An 18,487-nucleotide genomic window follows, 5' to 3' on the forward strand; every position below is an offset into this window, starting at 1 on the left:
TACGATCTTCATCTTGCTCATATGGTGCAATTTTACGATAAATATCTGCTTCCGGATCATCTTTATCATGGAATTGACCTGCTACTACTAATTCTTCTTCCACTGTAACATCATTTAACGGTGCAATAATCCACGTACCATCTTCACCTACAGCTGCACTAAATTCTTCTCCAGTTGTAACTAATGATGCTGTACTTACTGCATCCGCTTCATCACCAGCAGCTGATTCAGTTGTTCCAGTTACTTCTCCATCAACAGTTGCACTTGCTTCTGCATCTGCGTTAGCGAAAGTTAAATTACCTTCAATGGTAGCTGTTTCGTGTAAGGTAAAACCATTTGCCTCTACAACTACATCACCTTTTACTGTTCCACCTTGAATCAATGTATTTTCACTTTGTATAGTTAACTTTGGTACTTCGATAGTAAAACTTTCTGTAATATTGCGATCTTCATCTTGCTCATATGGTGCAATTTTACGATAAATATCTGCTTCCGGATCATCTTTATCATGGAATTGACCTGCTACTACTAATTCTTCTTCTACTGTAACATCATTTAACGGTGCAATAATCCACGTTCCATCTTCACCTACAGCTGCACTAAATTCTTCTCCAGTTGTAACTAATGATGCTGTACTTACTGCATCTTCTTCTTCTTCTGTTTCTGCTGCATTGTTATCTGTTTGATCTTCTGCAGCCTCTTCATCAGATCCACAAGCTGCCAATAAACCGATGACTAATAATGCGATTAAAAATAATTTGAGTTTCAATGAAAACTCCCCCTATACCTTTTGTTTTATTTTGTGATCTCTTTCACAATTTCATTTTAACATATAATAATACTAAAAAAGATTAAAAGTGTGGATATTTTGTGAAATGTTGATCAATATAAAATGATTCCATTAAGCTTATTTTTGATTGAAATGAATCACTTAGGGGTAATAATGGGTATAGGGAATTAGATTAGATTAAAAAAGGGGTATACAAATGAAAGAAAGCAATTTATACGATGTGATCGGGATAGGAATTGGTCCATATAATTTAGGATTAGCAGCTTTAATAGAAGAAAGAAGTAATTTGAAAGCTTTATTTTTTGATCAAACAGAGGAATTAAATTGGCATCCAGGGATGTTAATTGATGGAACAGATCTTCAGGTTCCATTCATAGCAGATTTAGTAACTTTCGCTAACCCTACTAGTAAATTCACATTTTTAAACTATTTACACACTAAAAATAGACTACATAAATATTTCTTCTTCCACCAATTTGAAATGCCGCGACAAGAATATAATGCTTATGTCAAATGGGTTGTAAAGCAATTACCTACTTGTCAATTCCAGTCAGAGGTGATAGATGTGCAAGAATTTAGTGATCATTATGAAGTAAAGGTACATCATAGTGATCAAAAAATCACAAAAAAATATAGGACGAAGCACATAGTACTTGGTACAGGAACAACCCCAAGTATACCGATAAATAATGCGGCCATTTCTAAACAGAAAATGCATCATTCAAGTGAATATACATTTTACAAAAAATCTTCCCAGAAAGGTGACAAAATTGTCGTTATTGGCTCTGGCCAAAGTGCAGCAGAGATTTTTTATGACTTACTAAAAATACAAGATGAACAAGGTTATCATTTAACATGGTTCACAAGATCACCTGGATTTCTCCAATTGGATAATTCGATGTTGGGACAAGAAGTTTTTTCACCAGACTATGTCGATTATTTTCACGGCTTAGATTTTGAAGAAAGAATAGACTCTTTAGATCATTTAGGACAGCTGCGCAAGGGGATAGATGGAGAGACTCTAAAAAGTATTTATAAATTACTTTATCATAAATCCATTGATAATAAACCACAGCCAATTATCATTCAACCAGCCACCGAAATTAATCATGTTGAAAATAAAGCGAATGCTCTATTGTTGGAAGGAAAACAGTGGCAAAGCCAACAACAAATTATATACAAAGCAGATAAAGTTATACTCGCTACTGGATACAAACCGAATATTCCAAAGTGGTTTTACAAACGATTTGAAGATAAAATTGAATGGGAGGGAGAAAATTTATTTAAAGTTGATAAAAATTTTAAGATAAGTTTTAAGGACCAAACAAGAGAGAATTTTATTTATACATTAACAAACTTAGAGCATTCACATGGTACCGGGGCAACAAATCTTGGTTTAGCTGTAGATCGCAATATGCAAATAATAAATGAAATTGCAGGTAAGACGTTATACCCTCTTCAACGTGATACTGTTTTTTCCCAATTCCAGCTAAAGAACTCAGATCAAGACTAAAGAAATGCGAATGAAATAGATAAAATCATGCTTCCTTAGGCATATTACTTTATCTTAAAAATGGAATATTTAAAATAATAATTCGTTTAAGTCTCTATTACAGCTTTTTCAGTTTTTTTTTAGCGAATGAAAAATAGGCGCTAACTTACTACGCCTATTTTTCATTCGTTATCATATTTTATTTACTCAAGAAGACAATTGCTTCATAGGGTTTTAAAGTTAATGTTTCTTCCATTTCATATGGATTAGTTGTATTGCTTAATAAGATGTCATACTTTTTCCCCAATAGGTTAGCAGGTATATGGAAGTCAGTTTCTTTATTAAATAAATTTGATAAAATAATTGCTGTTTTATCACCCATCGTTCTTGTATATGCATACACATAGGGATGAGATTCATTTAATAAAGTGTATTTACCGTAAATAAAAATGTCATGTTGTTTTCTGAATTTAATCATCTTTTTGTAATAATGAAAAATTGAATTTGGATCTTTCATGGCATCTTTAACATTTATCTCTTGATAATTTTCATTTACTTTTAACCAAGGAGTTCCAGATGAAAACCCGGCATTCTTTGAATTATCCCACTGCATTGGAGTTCTTGAATTATCACGACCACTTTTCCAAATCACTTGCATAATTTCTTCATGGGTCTTTCCACTTCTCAGTTCTTCTTGATACATATTTTTAATTGCGACATCATTATAATCCTCAATAGAATCATATTGCACGTTTGTCATGCCTATTTCTTGCCCTTGATAAATAAATGGAGTCCCTTGCATAAAGAAATACATTGTCCCTAGACCTTTTGCAGAACGTTCACGATATTCCGCGTCATTTCCCCATGTTGAGACAGATCTTGCTTGATCATGATTTTCTAAAAACAACGCATTCCAACCAACGCCATCTAATCCTGTCTGCCATTTCGTGAGTGCTTTTTTCAATGCGAAAATATCTAACCCACCTGTTGCACTTTTTCCCCATAGATCCAAGTGTTCAAATTGGAAAATCATATTGAAATAGCCCTCATCTTCTCCAACCCAAGCCTCGGCATCTTCCACTTTTACACCGTTTGCTTCGCCAACCGTCATAATATCATAATGATTAAAAGTTTCTTTCTTCAATTCTGTTAGAAATTCATCTATACCAGGTTGGTTCATATGGCCATCAAAAGATGGTACATATTTTTTGTTTTTTGGATTAGGCAGACTAGGAAAACCTTTTGTTTTCTTAATATGAGAAATTGCATCCACTCTAAACCCATCAATACCTTTATCTAACCACCAATTCACCATATCATATAACTCATATCGAACTTTTGCATTTTCCCAATTTAAATCTGGTTGTTTTTTTGAGAACACATGCATATAATATTCTCCAGTTTTTTCATCATACTCCCATGCTGAACCTCCGAAAATAGATTCCCAGTTATTAGGTTCAGCACCTTTAACTGGCGGATGCCAAATATAATAATCTCTATAAGGATTATCCTTTGAGGATTTTGATTCCACAAACCATTCATGTTCATCTGAGGTATGATTGATAACTAAATCCATAATTAACTTCATACCATGATCATGAACAACTTTTAATAATTCATTAAAATCTTCCATCGTACCAAAATCTTTCATTATTGCTTTATAATCGCTTATATCATAACCATTATCATCGTTTGGAGATTCGTATATTGGTGATATCCAAATTACATCAATTCCAAGGTTTTTTAAATATTCTATTTTTTGTATTATTCCTTTTATATCTCCAATTCCATCACCACTGGAGTCCTTAAAGCTTCTAGGGTACACTTGATAAGCAACTGCTTCTTTCCACCATTGTTTCATTTTCATTTCCTCCATTCACAACATCAACAAACTTTTCAAATTAATTTTTTTAGTTTTTACATTATAATCTAAATAATAATCATAAACCTATATGCGCAATCGATTGCGCTTGTTTTTATCATACCATTAAAACGTTTACTGTCAATAGTAAATTAGAATATAACATGTTATGGATTTTGTGCATAAATGGTTACAAAAAGCAATCGATTGCATTTCTAATAAAAAAAACTACCTTATGTTAAAGGTAGTTTGATCTGTTGAATTTATGCTTTTTGCTTATCTTTTTTTATTTGTTTACTTCTTAACTGTCCACATGCAGCATCAATATCTGTTCCGTGTTCAACCCTTACGCCGCCATTTATTCCGTTTTCTAATAGAACCTGATAAAAGTCTAAAATCGCCTGCTTTTCACTTCGTTCATACTGATTGTGTTCATCTACAGGATTATATGGAATTAAATTAACATAGGATAAATGTCGTTTGTTTTTAAGAAGCTTCACAAGCTCTCTAGCCTCTTCTTTATGATCATTTACATCTCTCAGTAAAATATATTCAAATGTAATACGTCTATTTGTTTTTTCTAAATAATAATCAATTGCTGGCATTAGCTTCTCTAAAGGAAATGCACGATTGATTTTCATGATTTTTGTTCTTAATTCATTGTTCGGAGCATGTAAGGATACCGCCAAATTAATTTGGATGTTTTCATCTGCAAAATCATAAATTTTGTTGGCTAATCCACTAGTAGATACAGTTATATGTCTTGCTCCAATAGAGAGTCCATTTTGATCGTTAACAATGCGTAAAAAGCTCATCAACGCATCATAATTATCAAAAGGTTCTCCTATTCCCATCACAACAATGTGGCTTACTCTTTCTTCTTTTTCCTTATCATCTAAATGATGTTGAACTTTAAGAATTTGTTCTACAATTTCGCCAGCAGTTAAATCTCTATTTTTCGTTAATAGTCCACTCGCGCAAAAAGTACAACCAATACTACATCCAACCTGTGTTGTAACACATACTGAATAACCATAATTAAACTTCATAAGAACAGTTTCAATTAAATTCCCATCTTCCAACTTAAATAAGAACTTAATGGTTCCATCCTTTGATTCTTGTTTAATCTCTTCAGTTAAGGTACCCATTAGAAAATTATTTTCTAATTTTCCGATTAAATCTTTATTTAAATTAGTCATCTCGTCAAAACTTTTTATTCGTTTTTTATAAAGCCAGTCCCACACTTGTTGGGCACGAAATTTTTTTTGTCCACTTTCTACAATCCAATCTTGTAATTCGTTAAACATTAACGAATAAATCGATTGTTTCACCATGCTAAACCCTCATTTCAATTATCCGTATTGTCCATCTGTCTATATTATAGATTATATCACCTTATTTCAAGTTTTTTCGTCTATATAAGGAAATCTATACTTTTTAGTTATTCCTACATATAATACTGCTTAAGTTTAGACCAGTCTATACACTTTTATTATAAAAGAAAGCTGGATATTTTATCTAACTATCCTCTAAATAATTAAAAGCTTAAAAAATTTTTGCATATTTTTTTCGATCCTTTTTTTGATCCTTTATGATAAAAACCTTTCTACGCTACTTTCGAATTTTTTATTAACTGAACTTGCATTTCTCAAAAATGCCTGTTATAATTGCCTTAGCTATTTTGTTCGATGACACCTTCAAGTATCGTAACGTTAAGTTTTCGTTTTGAGGCAAGAGCAAGAATAGTAATACATTTGTGTGAACGGTTCACACTAGGAGGAAATATATATGGTACAAGGTACAGTAAAATGGTTTAACGCAGACAAAGGTTTTGGATTTATTGAAGTAGAAGGTCAAGACGATGTATTCGTTCACTTCTCTGCTATCCAAGGCGACGGCTTTAAAACACTTGAAGAAGGTCAAAGCGTGTCTTTCGAAATCGAAGAAGGAAATCGTGGACCACAAGCAGCTAACGTTACAAAAAACTAATTTTAGCTGATTTAAAGAAAGCTCCTATTCATTTAGGAGCTTTTTTTATTGCTTTTATTATTTTTTTCACCTGAATTCTGATCATCCTGTAAAATTAGTTGAAGAACTCGGGCGTGATTGTATTTCACTTCTTTCGCTGCAAAAATAAGGCTAATGGTTTCATTCTTTTTACTCCATTTCCTTAATTGCTCAAGTGCTTCTCTTTTTTTGTCATCTTCGTTTAATTGTTCTTTATACTTCTCTTCAAACGCACGAAATTTATCTTTATCATGATTAAACCATTTTCTAAGTTCCGAGGATGGTCCAATTTCCTTTAACCACTCATCAAGTGATGCTTTCTCTTTTGAAATTCCTCTCGGCCACACTCGATCCACTAATATGCGAAGGCCATCATTTTTATCCACATCTTCGTATACTCTTTTCAATTTTATCAAAGTAAACTCCTCCTTTATTCGCAAGCAGATTATTAGACTTACGTTCCTTTTAAACGTATCATTTCTTAATAATTAGATGATAAGGGGGAACAACATTGACACATTCTATCCAAGGAGCCAAGTTATCTGTATTAGATTTGGCACCTGTATTACACAATCAAACGATTTCGACATCCTTTCAAAATAGTGCCAATTTAGCGCAACATGTTGAAAAATTAGGTTATCATAGATATTGGCTGGCAGAACACCATAACATGCCAGGCATAGCAAGTTCTGCTACTTCAGTAGTTATCGGACATATAGCTTCACAAACTAAAACGATCCGAGTAGGTTCAGGTGGAGTAATGTTACCTAACCATGCCCCACTAGTAATTGCAGAACAGTTTGGAACGCTAGACGCTTTATATCCGAATAGAATCGACCTTGGACTTGGAAGGGCGCCTGGTAGTGATCAGGCAACAGCATATGCTTTAAGAAGGACCCTAAACGCAACAGCAGAAGACTTCCCACAGCAGGTGGAAGAATTGGAAGCCTATTTTAACGGTGAAGCAAGAGTACGTGCGATCCCAGGAGAAAATGCTAATGTACCCATTTGGTTGCTTGGTTCAAGTAATTTTAGTGCAAGATTAGCTGCTGAAAAGGGATTGCCTTTTTCCTTTGCCAGTCATTTTTCACCAGATTACACCTTACCTGCTTTGAAAATTTATCATGATCATTTTAAACCTTCTTCTATTTTAAAGGAACCTTATGCTATGGTGGCTGTTAATATTGTTGCTTCGGATAGTGAAGAAAAATCTAAGTGGTTAGCCACTTCCCAACAACAGCAGTTTTTAAACCTAGTACGCGGAACACCATCTGCGCTTTTACCTCCGATTGATAATATTGATGAAGTGTGGAGTAGCTATGAAAAAGCTTCAGTGGAAAAAACATTAAATCAAGATGCAACCATGATTGGTGATAAAAGAATCGTGGAAGAAAAACTAAATGCGTTCATAAAGGCTACTAAAGCAGATGAGGTTATTATTAATTCGCAAATTTATGATCACAAAGCACGTTTAGAATCATATAAAATTGTGGCGGACTTAATGGAATAAATGTAAAATGGTTCAAAAAAATTATTTCTTCATATTAAGAAATTTCAGTTTTATACAAAACAGTAAATTATAGAAGATAGGGATGATACTTACAATGTAATGAAGTAAGTATCATCCCTTTATTTAAGCTGTAATTTTACATAAGTTATATACCCAATTCAACACACCTTTTATACACTATACCTGAACCAATGATAGAAATAAAGCTTCATTATTATGGATTTACAGGGGTAACCATTTTAATACACGTTGGATATGATCATCCCAATATCCCCATTCATGCGTGCCTGGATCAAATGTCGTTTGTGTTTCTATACCAAGTTCATCTGTATGAGCTTTAAATTCTTTATTTCCTTCAAATAAAAAATCTTCTGTCCCGCAGGCTTGATACAACTTAGGAAGCTCTATATTCTTCTCTTTTAAATTTTTAATTAAATAAAATAAATCTTCTTCTGTATTGTTTATTTTATTATTACCATATACATGGTATAAGCTTTTTACTATTGGATCGTCTTGATTTGCTACTTCTTCACGGTTGGCAAGGTCTAATACACCTGAAAGACTTGCTGCCGCTGCAAACATGTCTGGTTTTCTAAGTGCCCATTTAAATGCGCCATATCCGCCCATAGAAAGTCCTGCCACAAAATTATCCTCTCTTTTATCAGACAAAGGGAAAAACGATCGCGCTATTCTTGGAAGTTCTTCACTAATAAACGTCCAATATTTTTTTCCATACACCATATCCGCATAAAAGCTATGATCTACTTGTGGCATGACAACTGCAATTCCAGTTTCAGCTACGTATCTTTCAATAGATGTCCTTCTGGTCCAGATTGTATGGTCATCACTATACCCGTGGAGCAAGTACAATGTCTTAAACTTTCCTTCATTTAAATTGTTTTTCATTCCTATTTGATTGTTGGTATCTTGGGGCAGAATGACAGTCATAGACGTATTAATTACTAATGTTTCAGAAAAAAAGTTACAAGTTAATAATGCCATTTCTTTTCACCTCGAGTTATTTTTAATAGAGTGAACCATAAACTACATTTCTAATTCTTGGCTGGTGGTATGCTTCAAAGTTCGGAAGCATTTGTTGCATATACACAACACTTAATTGATGAAGCGGGTCTATACTTACATACGTACCGGCGAGACCTGACCAACCAAACTCCCCAATTGAGCTATTGCTGCCCCCTTTTGCTTTATCAATCATCACTCTCACGCCTAATCCATAACCATATCCTGTTTCAGCATCCCATCCCTCACTGTTTAATAAAGCAGGTGTTAGATGATTGGTTGAAAGTAAAGAAATAGTATGTGGGCTGAGCAGTTGATACTTTTTATATTTACCACCATTTGCAAGAGCTTGGGCAAATTTACTGTAGTCATCTAGTGTTGAATGAAGACCTGCTCCGCCGCTTTCAAAAACAGCGATTGGTTCTGCTGCACTATCTAGTATTGTATTTCTTTTCAGGTTGCCAGCTTCATCTCTATCGTATAAGGAAGCCAATCTACTCTTTTTATCTTCAGGCACTTTAAAAAAAGTATCATTCATCTGTAGCGGGTCAAAGATTTCATCTTTAAGATATGTTCCAAATGATTTTCCGGATATGACTTCAATTAATGCTCCTAAAACATCATGACTTAAACCATACTTCCATTCACTAGCAGGTTCAAATTCTAATGGTAGCGTTGCCAATTGTTTAGACAACAATCTTAATTTGGAATGATTATCTATTGATTCATCATCTCTTACCTTTATCATGATTTGTCTCGTCATTCTTTCTACTTCGGTATTATCTCCCCCATAAACTAAACCAGATGTCATTGTAAATAAATCTTTAATTCTAATAGAACGTTTTGCTTTTACTGTATGTATTTTTTGATCGTCTTTTCCTTTAATTACTTCCATATTTCTAAATTCGTGTAAATAATCTTCTAATGGATCTGAGAGTAAAAACTTTCCTTCTTCCAATAATTTAAGCGCGGCAACACACGTAATAATTTTTGACATAGAATAAATGCGATAAATCGTATCTTGTTTGATTGGTTCTTTCGCTTCTATATCTGCCACACCATGAAAGCCTTCATATAAAATTTTGCCATTTTGAACTACTTTTAATGCTGCACCAGGTGGTCCATTTTCAATAAAGTGCTCCAATAAATGATCCATTCTTCTCGTTAACATAAATACACCTCTCATTCTCCTATATTTTCTATATTTTATCATACTTCTAAATAAAGACACCATGATCTCACTCGTTTTAGACGTTTGAAGTTAATTAAATGATACTATTTTTTCCTCTCTATTGTTCCTTCTTATAATATGGTAAAATTGCATAACACGAACTGCAAAGGAAGGAACCTAATGTCTGGCAAAAATAAAGAAACAAAACGCACCCTTGTCTTAATAGCACTCATTCTATCCATGTTTATAGCGGCAATAGAAGGTACCATTGTCGCTACTGCCATGCCTAATATTGTCAGTGACTTAGGCGGATTTTCTATGTATAGCTGGGTTTTCTCCAGTTTTCTTTTAATGCAAGCAGTAACTACGATGATTTACGGAAAATTATCAGATCTATTTGGAAGGAAACCAATCTTCTTAATTGGTGTTATTATTTTTTTAGTTGGTTCCATACTTTGTGGACTAGCAGATACGATGACTTTATTAATTATATTTAGGGTGATTCAAGGTATCGGTGCAGGCGCAATTCAACCAATTGTGACAACCATCGTGGGGGATATGTATACCATTAAAGAACGGTCAAAGATTCAAGGATACTTAGCCAGTGTGTGGGGCATCTCTTCTGTTATTGGTCCGCTTCTAGGCGGAATTATCGTAAACTATGTACATTGGGCTTGGATTTTTTGGATGAACATACCACTAGGAATTATTGGAATGATTGGTGTGTATTTATTTTTCCATGAAGAAGTTGATACAACTAAAAAATCGATTGATTATCTTGGCGCAGGATTGTTTTTTATCGCAATATCTGCACTTATTATCGTATTTGTACAAGCAGGAGCTGTTTGGTCTTGGACCTCTTTTGAAACACTTAGCTTACTGGGGTTATTTTTCATAGCAATAAGCTATTTTGTTTACCATGAGTATCGTACGAAATCACCTATGATGCCTTTAGAATTGTGGCAAAATAAATTGATTGTCATAAGTAATCTTGCTACATTATTTTCAGGGATGATTATATTAGGATTATCTAGCTTCCTACCAACCTATGTACAGGGTGTAATGGAACATTCCGCAATTGTGGCTGGATTTACTTTAAGTACTTTATCAATTGGTTGGCCCATTGCCGCTACAATAGCTGGGCATCTTGTCATTAAAATTGGATTTCGTCCAACTGCAATTATGGGGGGAACCGCTTTACTAATCGGTACATTTTTATTTGTTTTTCTAGACCCTTTGAAAGGTCCCGTTTATGCAGGGATCAGTTCTTTTATAGTCGGTATAGGAATGGGGCTAACGAGCACTACTTTTATTGTTGCAATCCAAAGTACCGTACCTTGGGAAAAAAGAGGAGTAGCGACTTCCTTAAATATGTTTATGAGGATAATTGGAAGTGCGGTAGGCGCAGCCTTTTTAGGTGGAATTTTAAATCAACAGCTACGTCATTATTTCATCGATCGAAATGAAGATCAAAGTGTAGCAAATACAGAAATATTATTAGATGAAGCAAGGCGCGAGCAACTAAGTCCTAGCTTATTAGAATTGATCCAAAACGGATTGACCTCTTCCCTCCATACCGTTTACCTAGTTATGTTCGGAATCGGAATCCTCACCTTCATCCTTACATTATTATTTCCGAAATTAACTGTTGAGTCTAAAAAATAATACTCATAAATACTGCCCTAAAGGAGAGCCTTTAGGGCATATTTTTTAAAAAGTACCATATACTTCATTACAATCAGTAGCTGTTGGACTATAAAAACAGTGACTTTTATATCTACCTGTATTCCATTGACCAAACCACTGCGGGGGACAGCTTCCTTCTGGCATAAAGAACCATAAAGAATAACTTGCTGGGTGATACTTTAAGCCTTTAATTGCTTTTCTGGCTAACTCAATATCTTTTTCCCTCGCACGTTGAAAGAAATATCCTTTTTGAGTCGCTTCAAATCCTCCTGGACTTTGATAAACCATTCTTCTAATGGTATTGACATCAGAAAAATCTATACAACTAACTCTTGCTCTATTCACTCCTACATTACCAACCATTAGCATTCCTAATTGTCCATCACCTTCCGCTTCTGCTCTCATCAGTCTAGCCAATAACTTCACATCTTCTTCAGTCGCTTTAACAACTGCCATTGTATCCCTCCATCCTTTATCTATTACTGTTATATTCAACTACCCTATAATTGATGAATAGCCATATATAATTGAGTATTAGCAATTATATAAGTGATGTGTATGTTATAATATGAAGTACAACTAGCAAGAAGGGGTGATGGATTTGGAACTAAGTAATTTTATACTACACAAAGAAATATTACTCATCCATGCAACTATTGATCAATCTGATTATATTTTTACCGTTAAGTGGAAAACACCTCAAAATCAAAAGGGTGGCTCTTGGGAATTGAAATCTTATCTAAATCATTCTACTGGTGAAAAAGATTTAACTGCTGAACAAATTGAAGCCTTTCTCGATAGAATTAATCCAAAATGGGATTGGGAACAAGATGAACAACAACTCATAAAAGCAATGGAAGAAGAAAAAAAGAAATAACCTATGAATCTAATAAAAGTAGCTATGGAGGATTTTTTATCCTTCATAGCTACTTTTTCTCATTTAATATGAATCAATGCTTCTAGTGCAATTTTTGATTCTTTCTCAATAGCTGCTGCAACCTGCTGATTATGTGGGTCATATTCTTCCGCTAAATCAGCATCTGCAAAGCCATCAATTGCAACAATTGCTCCAGCTTTTATCCCTCGAATTGCAGCGATCGTAAATAAAGCAGAAATCTCCATTTCGACTGCAAGCACTCCAGCTTTTTGATAAAGATGGTGTGGAAAAGATAAAGCTCCTTCATAAAATACATCCAATGTTAAGGTGATACCACTGTGTATCTTGAAATCATATTTTTTACTCGCATCAAGTAACGCTTGTGTTACGGAGATATCAGCTACAGCGGGAAAACCTTCTGGCGCAATTTGTTTTGATAATCCGTCCTTCGAAACTGCTGCTGTGCTAATCACAAGACTACCTGGTTGGATTTCTTTTTGATATGAGCCGGCAGTTCCCACTCGAATGATTTCTTCCACTCCACCTTGGATTAACTGTTCAAAACAAATAGCTGCTCCAGAAGCACCAACACCGTGACTGACAACTACTACTTTTTCATTTTGATATGTTCCACCATAGGTTACGTATTCTCTGTTCTCAGCTAATACGGTGGTATTTTCTAATTCAGCTGCAATAAATTTCGCGCGATTTGGATCCCCACATACGATTGCTTTTTTGGCTAAAAGGTCAGATTCTATTTTTAAGTTCGTTAAATACATATTAATCAAAATCCTTCTTAAGCCATTCATCTTCTGGCATATATCCGTCATCTGTAGAAAAACGTTCTTCTTTATATGGGTCACCGTAGTTATGAAAATCATTTCTTTCCCAAAATCCAGGGCGATCTTCTTCTAAAAACTCAATTGCTGTAATCCATTTTACACTTTTCCAAAAATAAAGGTGTGGAACAATAAGTCGAAATGGATAACCGTGCTGTGGTGTTAAAGGTTCGTTTTCATAACTATGTGCAATCAGAATATCATCATGAAGTAAATCTTCTAAAGGGATATTACTTTCATAATCTTGATCCCCATAAACCATGACATGTTTTACATTATCCTTTATATTGAGTGCTTTTAAGAAATCTGAAAACTTCACTCCTGTAAACGTATTGTCAAATTTAGACCATCTTGTAACACAATGAATATCACGAACAATCGTTGTTTGTGGCATCTTCATTAAATCATCATAGCTAAACGTTTTCTCATCTTCTACTTCACCAAAAACGCGAAGACTCCATGTATTCATATCATATTCAGGCACTTCACCCTCGTGGAGAATAGGGAATTTTTTCGTGAGTGTTTGCCCCGGTGGTAAACGATCTCCATACTTTTCATTACGTGGCGGTGTTTTAGCTTTTTTTAATCGATCTGCTTTTTTCATCTGATCACTCCTCGAAGATTAGTCTATTACCTTGTACTCCCGGTGTTATTTTTCAAAGCGTTTAATTGTGTCTTATCCTTAAAAATAAACATTGCTACAATTGTAATAACATAAGGTAACATCAAGGTAAAATTAGTAGGTATATTCATGCTTTGCATGCGTATACTGATTGCTTCCGTAAAGCCAAATAATCCACTAGATAAGAAAACCCCGAAAGGATTTGATTGACCAAGCATGGTTGCTACTAAAGCAATAAAACCTCTTCCAGCAGTCATATTTTCTGAAAACATCGTAACTTGTCCTAAGGATAATTGTACACCACCAAGTGCACACAAAACAGCTGATATTATAATTGCTTGATATTGAATTGCTTTCACCTTAATTCCTTGACTTTTAGCAGCTGTAAGATTTATTCCAACAGCGTCGTATCTCGACCCAAGAACCGTGGATCGAAAGAAAAAGAATAAAAGTATAGTGATAAGAATCCCTAAATATACGATTGGTGTTTGTCCAGAAAATATATTACCTATTATCGGAATTTCTCGAATAATCGGGATATGTATAACTGGTAATCCCGCCATTTCATTATCATAGTAAGCCCCTTTTACATCAAACATTGTCCGAAGTGTAAAGGTTGTGATTCCAATAGAAAGGAAGTTTAGAGCAATCCCAACAACGATCATGTTGGCTTGAAGGTTTATAATTAAATAACCAAGGATTAAAGAGAATATGGCTGTTCCAATCACTGCAAATAACGTTGCTAATATTAAATTCTCAAAAAGCACATTGGCAGCAATACCAAGGAATGCTCCCATTAGCATTAACCCATCCAAACCGACATTAAAAATTCCTACTCTTGCACAAATTGCACCACCCAGACCTGCTAAAAGCAGAGGGGCCATCATTCGCAACGTCGAATTGATTAAAGAGAGATCAAATAGACTTTCCATGCTTTTTCCCCTCTTTCTTTTTTAATTTAAGGAATGTAAATGTGAATCTAGCTGAGATAAAAATGATTAATACGGCTTGAATGATATCAGAGATCGCATTCGGTACGTCTGTATTTCTTTCCACACCTAATGACCCGGTATCTAAAGCAGCTAAAAATATAGCCATTACTGCTGTTCCTATTGGATTAGAATTAGCTAATAAAGCTGCCATCAAACCAGTCCATGCAAATTGAGGTGTAGTTAAAGCACCTTCAATAAAACGATAGTGCATCCCCAAAACTTCAACACCACCACCTAAACCTGCTAACATTCCACTTATTAACATGCTAGTAAACATTACTTTTTTACGATTAATACCACCATATTGTGCAAAAAATCTATTTTGACCAAGCATTCTAACCTCATATCCAAACGTTGTCCGTTTTATAATGAAGGCTAATATAATGGTTGCAACTACTGCAAATATAAATCCCATATGAAGATTTGTACCTTCAAATAATGCCGGTAACTTAACTGCATCATTAATCATAACTGATTGAGGTACGCCGCCTGCACTTGAAGTGTCTCTAAAAGGTTCACTTACAAGATATCCGGCAAATAAAACAGCAATGTAATTTAACAATAATGTAGAAATTAATAAATTTATTTGAAATCTTTGCTCCATCCATCCCGCAAAAAAAGACCATAATCCTGCAATAACCATACCTGAAAAGATAGCAATTATTATTGCTATAACACCAGTGAATGGTAAATATACAACTACTATTGCTGTAGTTACTGCACCAAGTACAAGTTGACCTTCTGCACCAAGATTAAAGAATCCAGCTCGAAATGCAAAGGCAACTCCAAGGCCTGCTAAGATAATCGGAATGGATCGCTCTAATGTGCTTGTAAAGAAATAAAAATTACCAAAGGCTCCCTTCCACATCTCATGATAGGTGTTCAATACTGATTCTCCAGCTAATACCATTGCAATAGCTCCCACTATGAGACCTACCACAATAGCTAGAAGTGGTTGCATCATTTTCGAGGCACTATTCTTAACCTTGTTCATGTTTACCTCCTGCCATCAATAAGCTAATTTTCTCATCACTAACATCAGCTTGAGTAAACTCACCGACAATTTTTCCTTCAAACATAACTAATACTCGATCTGCAATAGATAGTATCTCTGATAATTCAGATGAAATAAGTAGCACACCATCGCCATTATTTCTTTTCATCAATAATTGCTCGTGAATGAATTCCATCGCGCCAATGTCAACACCTCGTGTTGGTTCAGCTGCTAATAAAAAAGGAGTATTTTGCTGTATTTCACGAGCAGCAATTAATTTTTGTAAGTTTCCACCCGATAAATTTTGTGCACTTTCCTCTTGTGAGGTAGTTTTAATAGAAAATTTATTAATGGTTTCTTTGGCAAATTTACGAATAACATTTGTATGTAATATTCCATTTTTTTGAAATGCCTTTTTTCTGTACTCTGTCATCATAAGATTATCTTCTACACTTGCTGTTTTTGCTGAGCCCCACAAATAGCGATCTTCTGGAATATGGGCTAGTCCTGCTTCACGTATTTGTCGCACAGAGAGATTTGTAATATCTATATCTGCTAAGTGAATACTACCTTCATTCACTTGTAATAATCCCGTAATTGCTGCAATAAGCTCTGATTGCCCATTTCCAGATACCCCTGCAATACCAACTATTTCTCCAGCTTTAACTTGAAAATTAATATCTTCTAATAATTTCTTTTTTGAAGAATTCTCTATGATATTTAAATGCTCGATAGATAAAATCGAGGCTCCAACTTTGACTTCTGTTTTTTCTTTTTTCGCTAATTCTCGACCTACCATCAACTTAGAAAGGTGCCCTGTATCTGTTTCCTTTGTTTTTAATGAACCCGTTACTTGACCATCTCTAAGTACAGTCACACGATCCGTTACTTGCATCACTTCATTAAGTTTATGTGTAATCAATATAATGCTCTTACCTTGCTTTGATAAATTTCTCAAGCTAATAAGTAGATCCTTTACTTCTAAAGGAGTAAGAACAGCAGTAGGTTCATCTAAGATAATAATATCTGCTCCTTGATATAAGACCTTTAATATTTCAACACGCTGCTGAACACCAACTGGAGCATCACTAATAAGTTGGGATGGATCAATATTCATTCCATACTTTTTTGCTAGAATAGCTACCTCTTCTTCTGCTTTTTTGCGATTGTAAAGGATGCCTTTTTTTGGTTCATGATGAAAAACAATATTTTCGGCAATAGTAAAGGAGGGAAATAACATAAAATGTTGATGTACCATGCCAATACCTAGCTTAATGGCTTCATTAGGGTTGTTGATTTTATGCTTTATACCTCTTACAGAGATACTACCTTCTGTGGGAGTTTCCATGCCATAGAGCATACGCATAAGCGTGGTTTTACCTGCTCCATTTTCCCCTACAATAGCATGTATTTCATTTTCTTCTAAGGAGAAATCAATTTTTTTATTAGCAAAAAAATCACCATACTTTTTTGTAATGCCTGTAAGTTCAAGTAACAAAGTTATCCCTCCAAATAGCAATGGGCTGCTTCAATAGCAGCCCAAACCCTTAATTTTCTAGTGGATTATCTACTGTAATCTCGCCACTAATAATTTTATCTTTAATTTCTATAAGCTGATCAATAACATCCTGACCTATGAATTCGTTGAGCGGAGACTCCGAATCAGCCGTTACGAAAGTTAGTCCAACTCCTCCTTCTTCTAAGCCAAAGGATTGGTTGTCCGTTTCAAACTCTCCATTACCAAAGCTTGCAACAAAATCATATGCCACAACATCGGTATTTTTAAGCTGTGACAATACAATATGTTCAGGATCCTTTACAGTCTGATCAATATCTTGTCCTGAAGCATAAAAACCTTCTTCACTTGCAGCTTCAAATACGCCTAAATCACTGACAGCAGCTGCTGCTGCAACAAAATCAGCACCATTTGAATTTTGTAGTAATGCTAGTTCTTTTGCCTTCGTAGGATCAGCAAAGCTACCGACATAGTTCACGAGCATTTCTGCATCTTCATTTACTGAAGCTAAGCCTTGTTCAAAACCTACAATATATTTGTCTAGTAAAGCAATATCCATTGCAGCTACCATACCAACCGTATCTGTTTCCGTTGCTAATCCTGCTGCTGCACCAAGTAAATACGATGCTTCATATTCTCTAAACTCAGCACTCTTAACATTTGGTAGATCAACGACAGCATCAATTATAGCAAATTGTTGCTCCGGATTTTTTTCAGCGATAGCAGTTAATGGATCTACCGCATCAAAAGTCGCTGTTAGGATTAAATCATATCCTTCTGCTACAGCTACTTCTAAGTTCTGTGTAACTTCTGATGGATCGGATGATTCGATTACTGAAATATCCACATTTGTTTCCTCTGCTGCTTTCTCTGCACCAGTAACAATTTGCTCAAAAAACGGGTTAACCCCAATTTGATCTGTTAAAACAATTGCTACACTTTTCGATTCTTCGCTTGCCTCTTCCTCAGAACCCTCTTCATTTGATTCTGATTCAGGCTCATCAGCTCCACCACAAGCAACAGCAAATAACAGCATAAATATCCCCATTGCTAATAGCCACCATGTCTTTTTCATCTCTTTTTCCCCCTAATTTATATTTATGAAAGCCT

Annotated in this window: 18 protein-coding genes; 5 read left to right on the forward strand and 13 right to left on the reverse strand. The window is 34.8% G+C overall.

Annotated features, from left to right (window positions below):
- On the reverse strand, positions 1 to 769 hold a 769-nt coding region (locus tag DFR57_RS07215; protein WP_245937415.1), incomplete at its 3' end, for a hypothetical protein.
- A 217-nt stretch (positions 770 to 986) separates the two neighbouring features.
- On the opposite strand from DFR57_RS07215, the gene DFR57_RS07220 reads away from it, so the two are divergent.
- Positions 987 to 2,303, forward strand: a complete 1,317-nt coding sequence (locus tag DFR57_RS07220) for a lysine N(6)-hydroxylase/L-ornithine N(5)-oxygenase family protein (RefSeq protein ID WP_114352469.1) — start codon at positions 987 to 989, stop codon at positions 2,301 to 2,303.
- Between the two features lie 178 nt (positions 2,304 to 2,481).
- Here the strand turns inward: DFR57_RS07220 and DFR57_RS07225 are convergent, their stop codons facing one another.
- Positions 2,482 to 4,149, reverse strand: a complete 1,668-nt coding sequence (locus DFR57_RS07225) for a glycoside hydrolase family 13 protein (RefSeq protein WP_114352470.1) — start codon at positions 4,147 to 4,149, stop codon at positions 2,482 to 2,484.
- Between the two features lie 257 nt (positions 4,150 to 4,406).
- Complete coding sequence (gene rlmN, locus DFR57_RS07230) at positions 4,407 to 5,477, reverse strand: dual-specificity RNA methyltransferase RlmN (protein WP_114352471.1); 1,071 nt, start codon at positions 5,475 to 5,477, stop codon at positions 4,407 to 4,409.
- A 454-nt stretch (positions 5,478 to 5,931) separates the two neighbouring features.
- Here rlmN and DFR57_RS07235 point away from each other — a divergent pair, with 454 nt between their 5' ends.
- Positions 5,932 to 6,132 carry a cold-shock protein gene (locus DFR57_RS07235; RefSeq protein WP_114352472.1) on the forward strand — a complete coding sequence of 67 codons (201 nt, stop codon included), beginning with the start codon at positions 5,932 to 5,934 and terminating at the stop codon, positions 6,130 to 6,132.
- 32 nt (positions 6,133 to 6,164) lie between these two features.
- Here DFR57_RS07235 and DFR57_RS07240 read toward each other — a convergent pair whose 3' ends face one another.
- Complete coding sequence (locus tag DFR57_RS07240; protein ID WP_170132933.1) at positions 6,165 to 6,566, reverse strand: DUF488 domain-containing protein; 402 nt, start codon at positions 6,564 to 6,566, stop codon at positions 6,165 to 6,167.
- Between the two features lie 95 nt (positions 6,567 to 6,661).
- Here DFR57_RS07240 and DFR57_RS07245 point away from each other — a divergent pair, with 95 nt between their 5' ends.
- On the forward strand, positions 6,662 to 7,660 hold the full coding sequence (locus tag DFR57_RS07245; RefSeq protein WP_114352473.1) for an LLM class flavin-dependent oxidoreductase: 999 nt from the start codon (positions 6,662 to 6,664) through the stop codon (positions 7,658 to 7,660).
- Positions 7,661 to 7,882: 222 nt separating this feature from the next.
- On the opposite strand, the gene DFR57_RS07250 is transcribed toward DFR57_RS07245, so the two are convergent.
- A complete protein-coding gene (locus DFR57_RS07250; protein ID WP_114352474.1) occupies positions 7,883 to 8,662 on the reverse strand; it encodes an alpha/beta hydrolase in 780 nt (259 codons plus the stop codon).
- 22 nt (positions 8,663 to 8,684) lie between these two features.
- Positions 8,685 to 9,851 (reverse strand): serine hydrolase domain-containing protein, encoded by a 1,167-nt coding sequence (locus DFR57_RS07255; protein ID WP_114352475.1) that lies wholly within the window; start codon positions 9,849 to 9,851, stop codon positions 8,685 to 8,687.
- 180 nt (positions 9,852 to 10,031) lie between these two features.
- Here DFR57_RS07255 and DFR57_RS07260 point away from each other — a divergent pair, with 180 nt between their 5' ends.
- Positions 10,032 to 11,516: an MDR family MFS transporter gene (locus DFR57_RS07260; protein WP_114352476.1), complete on the forward strand. Its 1,485-nt coding sequence runs from the start codon at positions 10,032 to 10,034 to the stop codon at positions 11,514 to 11,516.
- A gap of 45 nt (positions 11,517 to 11,561) precedes the next feature.
- Here the strand turns inward: DFR57_RS07260 and DFR57_RS07265 are convergent, their stop codons facing one another.
- Entirely contained in the window at positions 11,562 to 11,993 is a 432-nt protein-coding gene (locus DFR57_RS07265; protein ID WP_114352477.1) for a cell wall hydrolase, read from the reverse strand.
- A 145-nt stretch (positions 11,994 to 12,138) separates the two neighbouring features.
- Between DFR57_RS07265 and DFR57_RS07270 the strand changes: the two genes are divergently transcribed.
- Positions 12,139 to 12,414 carry a hypothetical protein gene (locus DFR57_RS07270; protein ID WP_114352594.1) on the forward strand — a complete coding sequence of 92 codons (276 nt, stop codon included), beginning with the start codon at positions 12,139 to 12,141 and terminating at the stop codon, positions 12,412 to 12,414.
- A 59-nt stretch (positions 12,415 to 12,473) separates the two neighbouring features.
- Here the strand turns inward: DFR57_RS07270 and DFR57_RS07275 are convergent, their stop codons facing one another.
- Genes DFR57_RS07275 through DFR57_RS07300 form a run of 6 tightly spaced genes read right to left on the reverse strand, consistent with a single transcriptional unit; the run spans position 12,474 to position 18,452 of the window.
- Entirely contained in the window at positions 12,474 to 13,193 is a 720-nt protein-coding gene (locus tag DFR57_RS07275) for a nucleoside phosphorylase (RefSeq protein ID WP_114352478.1), read from the reverse strand.
- Position 13,194: 1 nt separating this feature from the next.
- Positions 13,195 to 13,857: a sulfite oxidase-like oxidoreductase gene (locus tag DFR57_RS07280; RefSeq protein WP_114352479.1), complete on the reverse strand. Its 663-nt coding sequence runs from the start codon at positions 13,855 to 13,857 to the stop codon at positions 13,195 to 13,197.
- A gap of 26 nt (positions 13,858 to 13,883) precedes the next feature.
- Complete coding sequence (locus DFR57_RS07285) at positions 13,884 to 14,807, reverse strand: ABC transporter permease (RefSeq protein WP_114352480.1); 924 nt, start codon at positions 14,805 to 14,807, stop codon at positions 13,884 to 13,886.
- Positions 14,791 to 15,861, reverse strand: coding sequence for an ABC transporter permease (locus tag DFR57_RS07290; RefSeq protein ID WP_114352481.1), 1,071 nt, complete (start codon positions 15,859 to 15,861; stop codon positions 14,791 to 14,793). The genes DFR57_RS07285 and DFR57_RS07290 overlap by 17 nt, the downstream gene beginning before the upstream one ends.
- Positions 15,848 to 17,359 carry an ABC transporter ATP-binding protein gene (locus DFR57_RS07295; RefSeq protein WP_114352482.1) on the reverse strand — a complete coding sequence of 504 codons (1,512 nt, stop codon included), beginning with the start codon at positions 17,357 to 17,359 and terminating at the stop codon, positions 15,848 to 15,850. The genes DFR57_RS07290 and DFR57_RS07295 overlap by 14 nt, the downstream gene beginning before the upstream one ends.
- A gap of 49 nt (positions 17,360 to 17,408) precedes the next feature.
- Positions 17,409 to 18,452 (reverse strand): BMP family lipoprotein, encoded by a 1,044-nt coding sequence (locus DFR57_RS07300; protein ID WP_170132934.1) that lies wholly within the window; start codon positions 18,450 to 18,452, stop codon positions 17,409 to 17,411.
- Between the last annotated feature and the right edge of the window lie 35 nt (positions 18,453 to 18,487).

Origin of the sequence: Saliterribacillus persicus, from assembly GCF_003337485.1 — a bacterium.
Classification (GTDB): Bacteria; Bacillota; Bacilli; order Bacillales; family Amphibacillaceae; genus Saliterribacillus; species Saliterribacillus persicus.

Excerpts from the sequence above, each read along its gene's own strand:
- DFR57_RS07220 (WP_114352469.1), top strand. The coding sequence starts at position 987 with ATGAAAGAAAGCAATTTATACGATGTGATCGGGATAGGAATTGGTCCA.
- DFR57_RS07225 (WP_114352470.1), bottom strand. The coding sequence starts at position 4,149 with ATGAAAATGAAACAATGGTGGAAAGAAGCAGTTGCTTATCAAGTGTAC.
- rlmN (WP_114352471.1), bottom strand. The coding sequence starts at position 5,477 with ATGGTGAAACAATCGATTTATTCGTTAATGTTTAACGAATTACAAGAT.
- DFR57_RS07235 (WP_114352472.1), top strand. The coding sequence starts at position 5,932 with ATGGTACAAGGTACAGTAAAATGGTTTAACGCAGACAAAGGTTTTGGA.
- DFR57_RS07250 (WP_114352474.1), bottom strand. The coding sequence starts at position 8,662 with ATGGCATTATTAACTTGTAACTTTTTTTCTGAAACATTAGTAATTAAT.
- DFR57_RS07255 (WP_114352475.1), bottom strand. The coding sequence starts at position 9,851 with ATGTTAACGAGAAGAATGGATCATTTATTGGAGCACTTTATTGAAAAT.
- DFR57_RS07260 (WP_114352476.1), top strand. The coding sequence starts at position 10,032 with ATGTCTGGCAAAAATAAAGAAACAAAACGCACCCTTGTCTTAATAGCA.
- DFR57_RS07265 (WP_114352477.1), bottom strand. The coding sequence starts at position 11,993 with ATGGCAGTTGTTAAAGCGACTGAAGAAGATGTGAAGTTATTGGCTAGA.
- DFR57_RS07275 (WP_114352478.1), bottom strand. The coding sequence starts at position 13,193 with ATGTATTTAACGAACTTAAAAATAGAATCTGACCTTTTAGCCAAAAAA.
- DFR57_RS07280 (WP_114352479.1), bottom strand. The coding sequence starts at position 13,857 with ATGAAAAAAGCAGATCGATTAAAAAAAGCTAAAACACCGCCACGTAAT.
- DFR57_RS07285 (WP_114352480.1), bottom strand. The coding sequence starts at position 14,807 with ATGGAAAGTCTATTTGATCTCTCTTTAATCAATTCGACGTTGCGAATG.
- DFR57_RS07290 (WP_114352481.1), bottom strand. The coding sequence starts at position 15,861 with ATGAACAAGGTTAAGAATAGTGCCTCGAAAATGATGCAACCACTTCTA.
- DFR57_RS07300 (WP_170132934.1), bottom strand. The coding sequence starts at position 18,452 with ATGAAAAAGACATGGTGGCTATTAGCAATGGGGATATTTATGCTGTTA.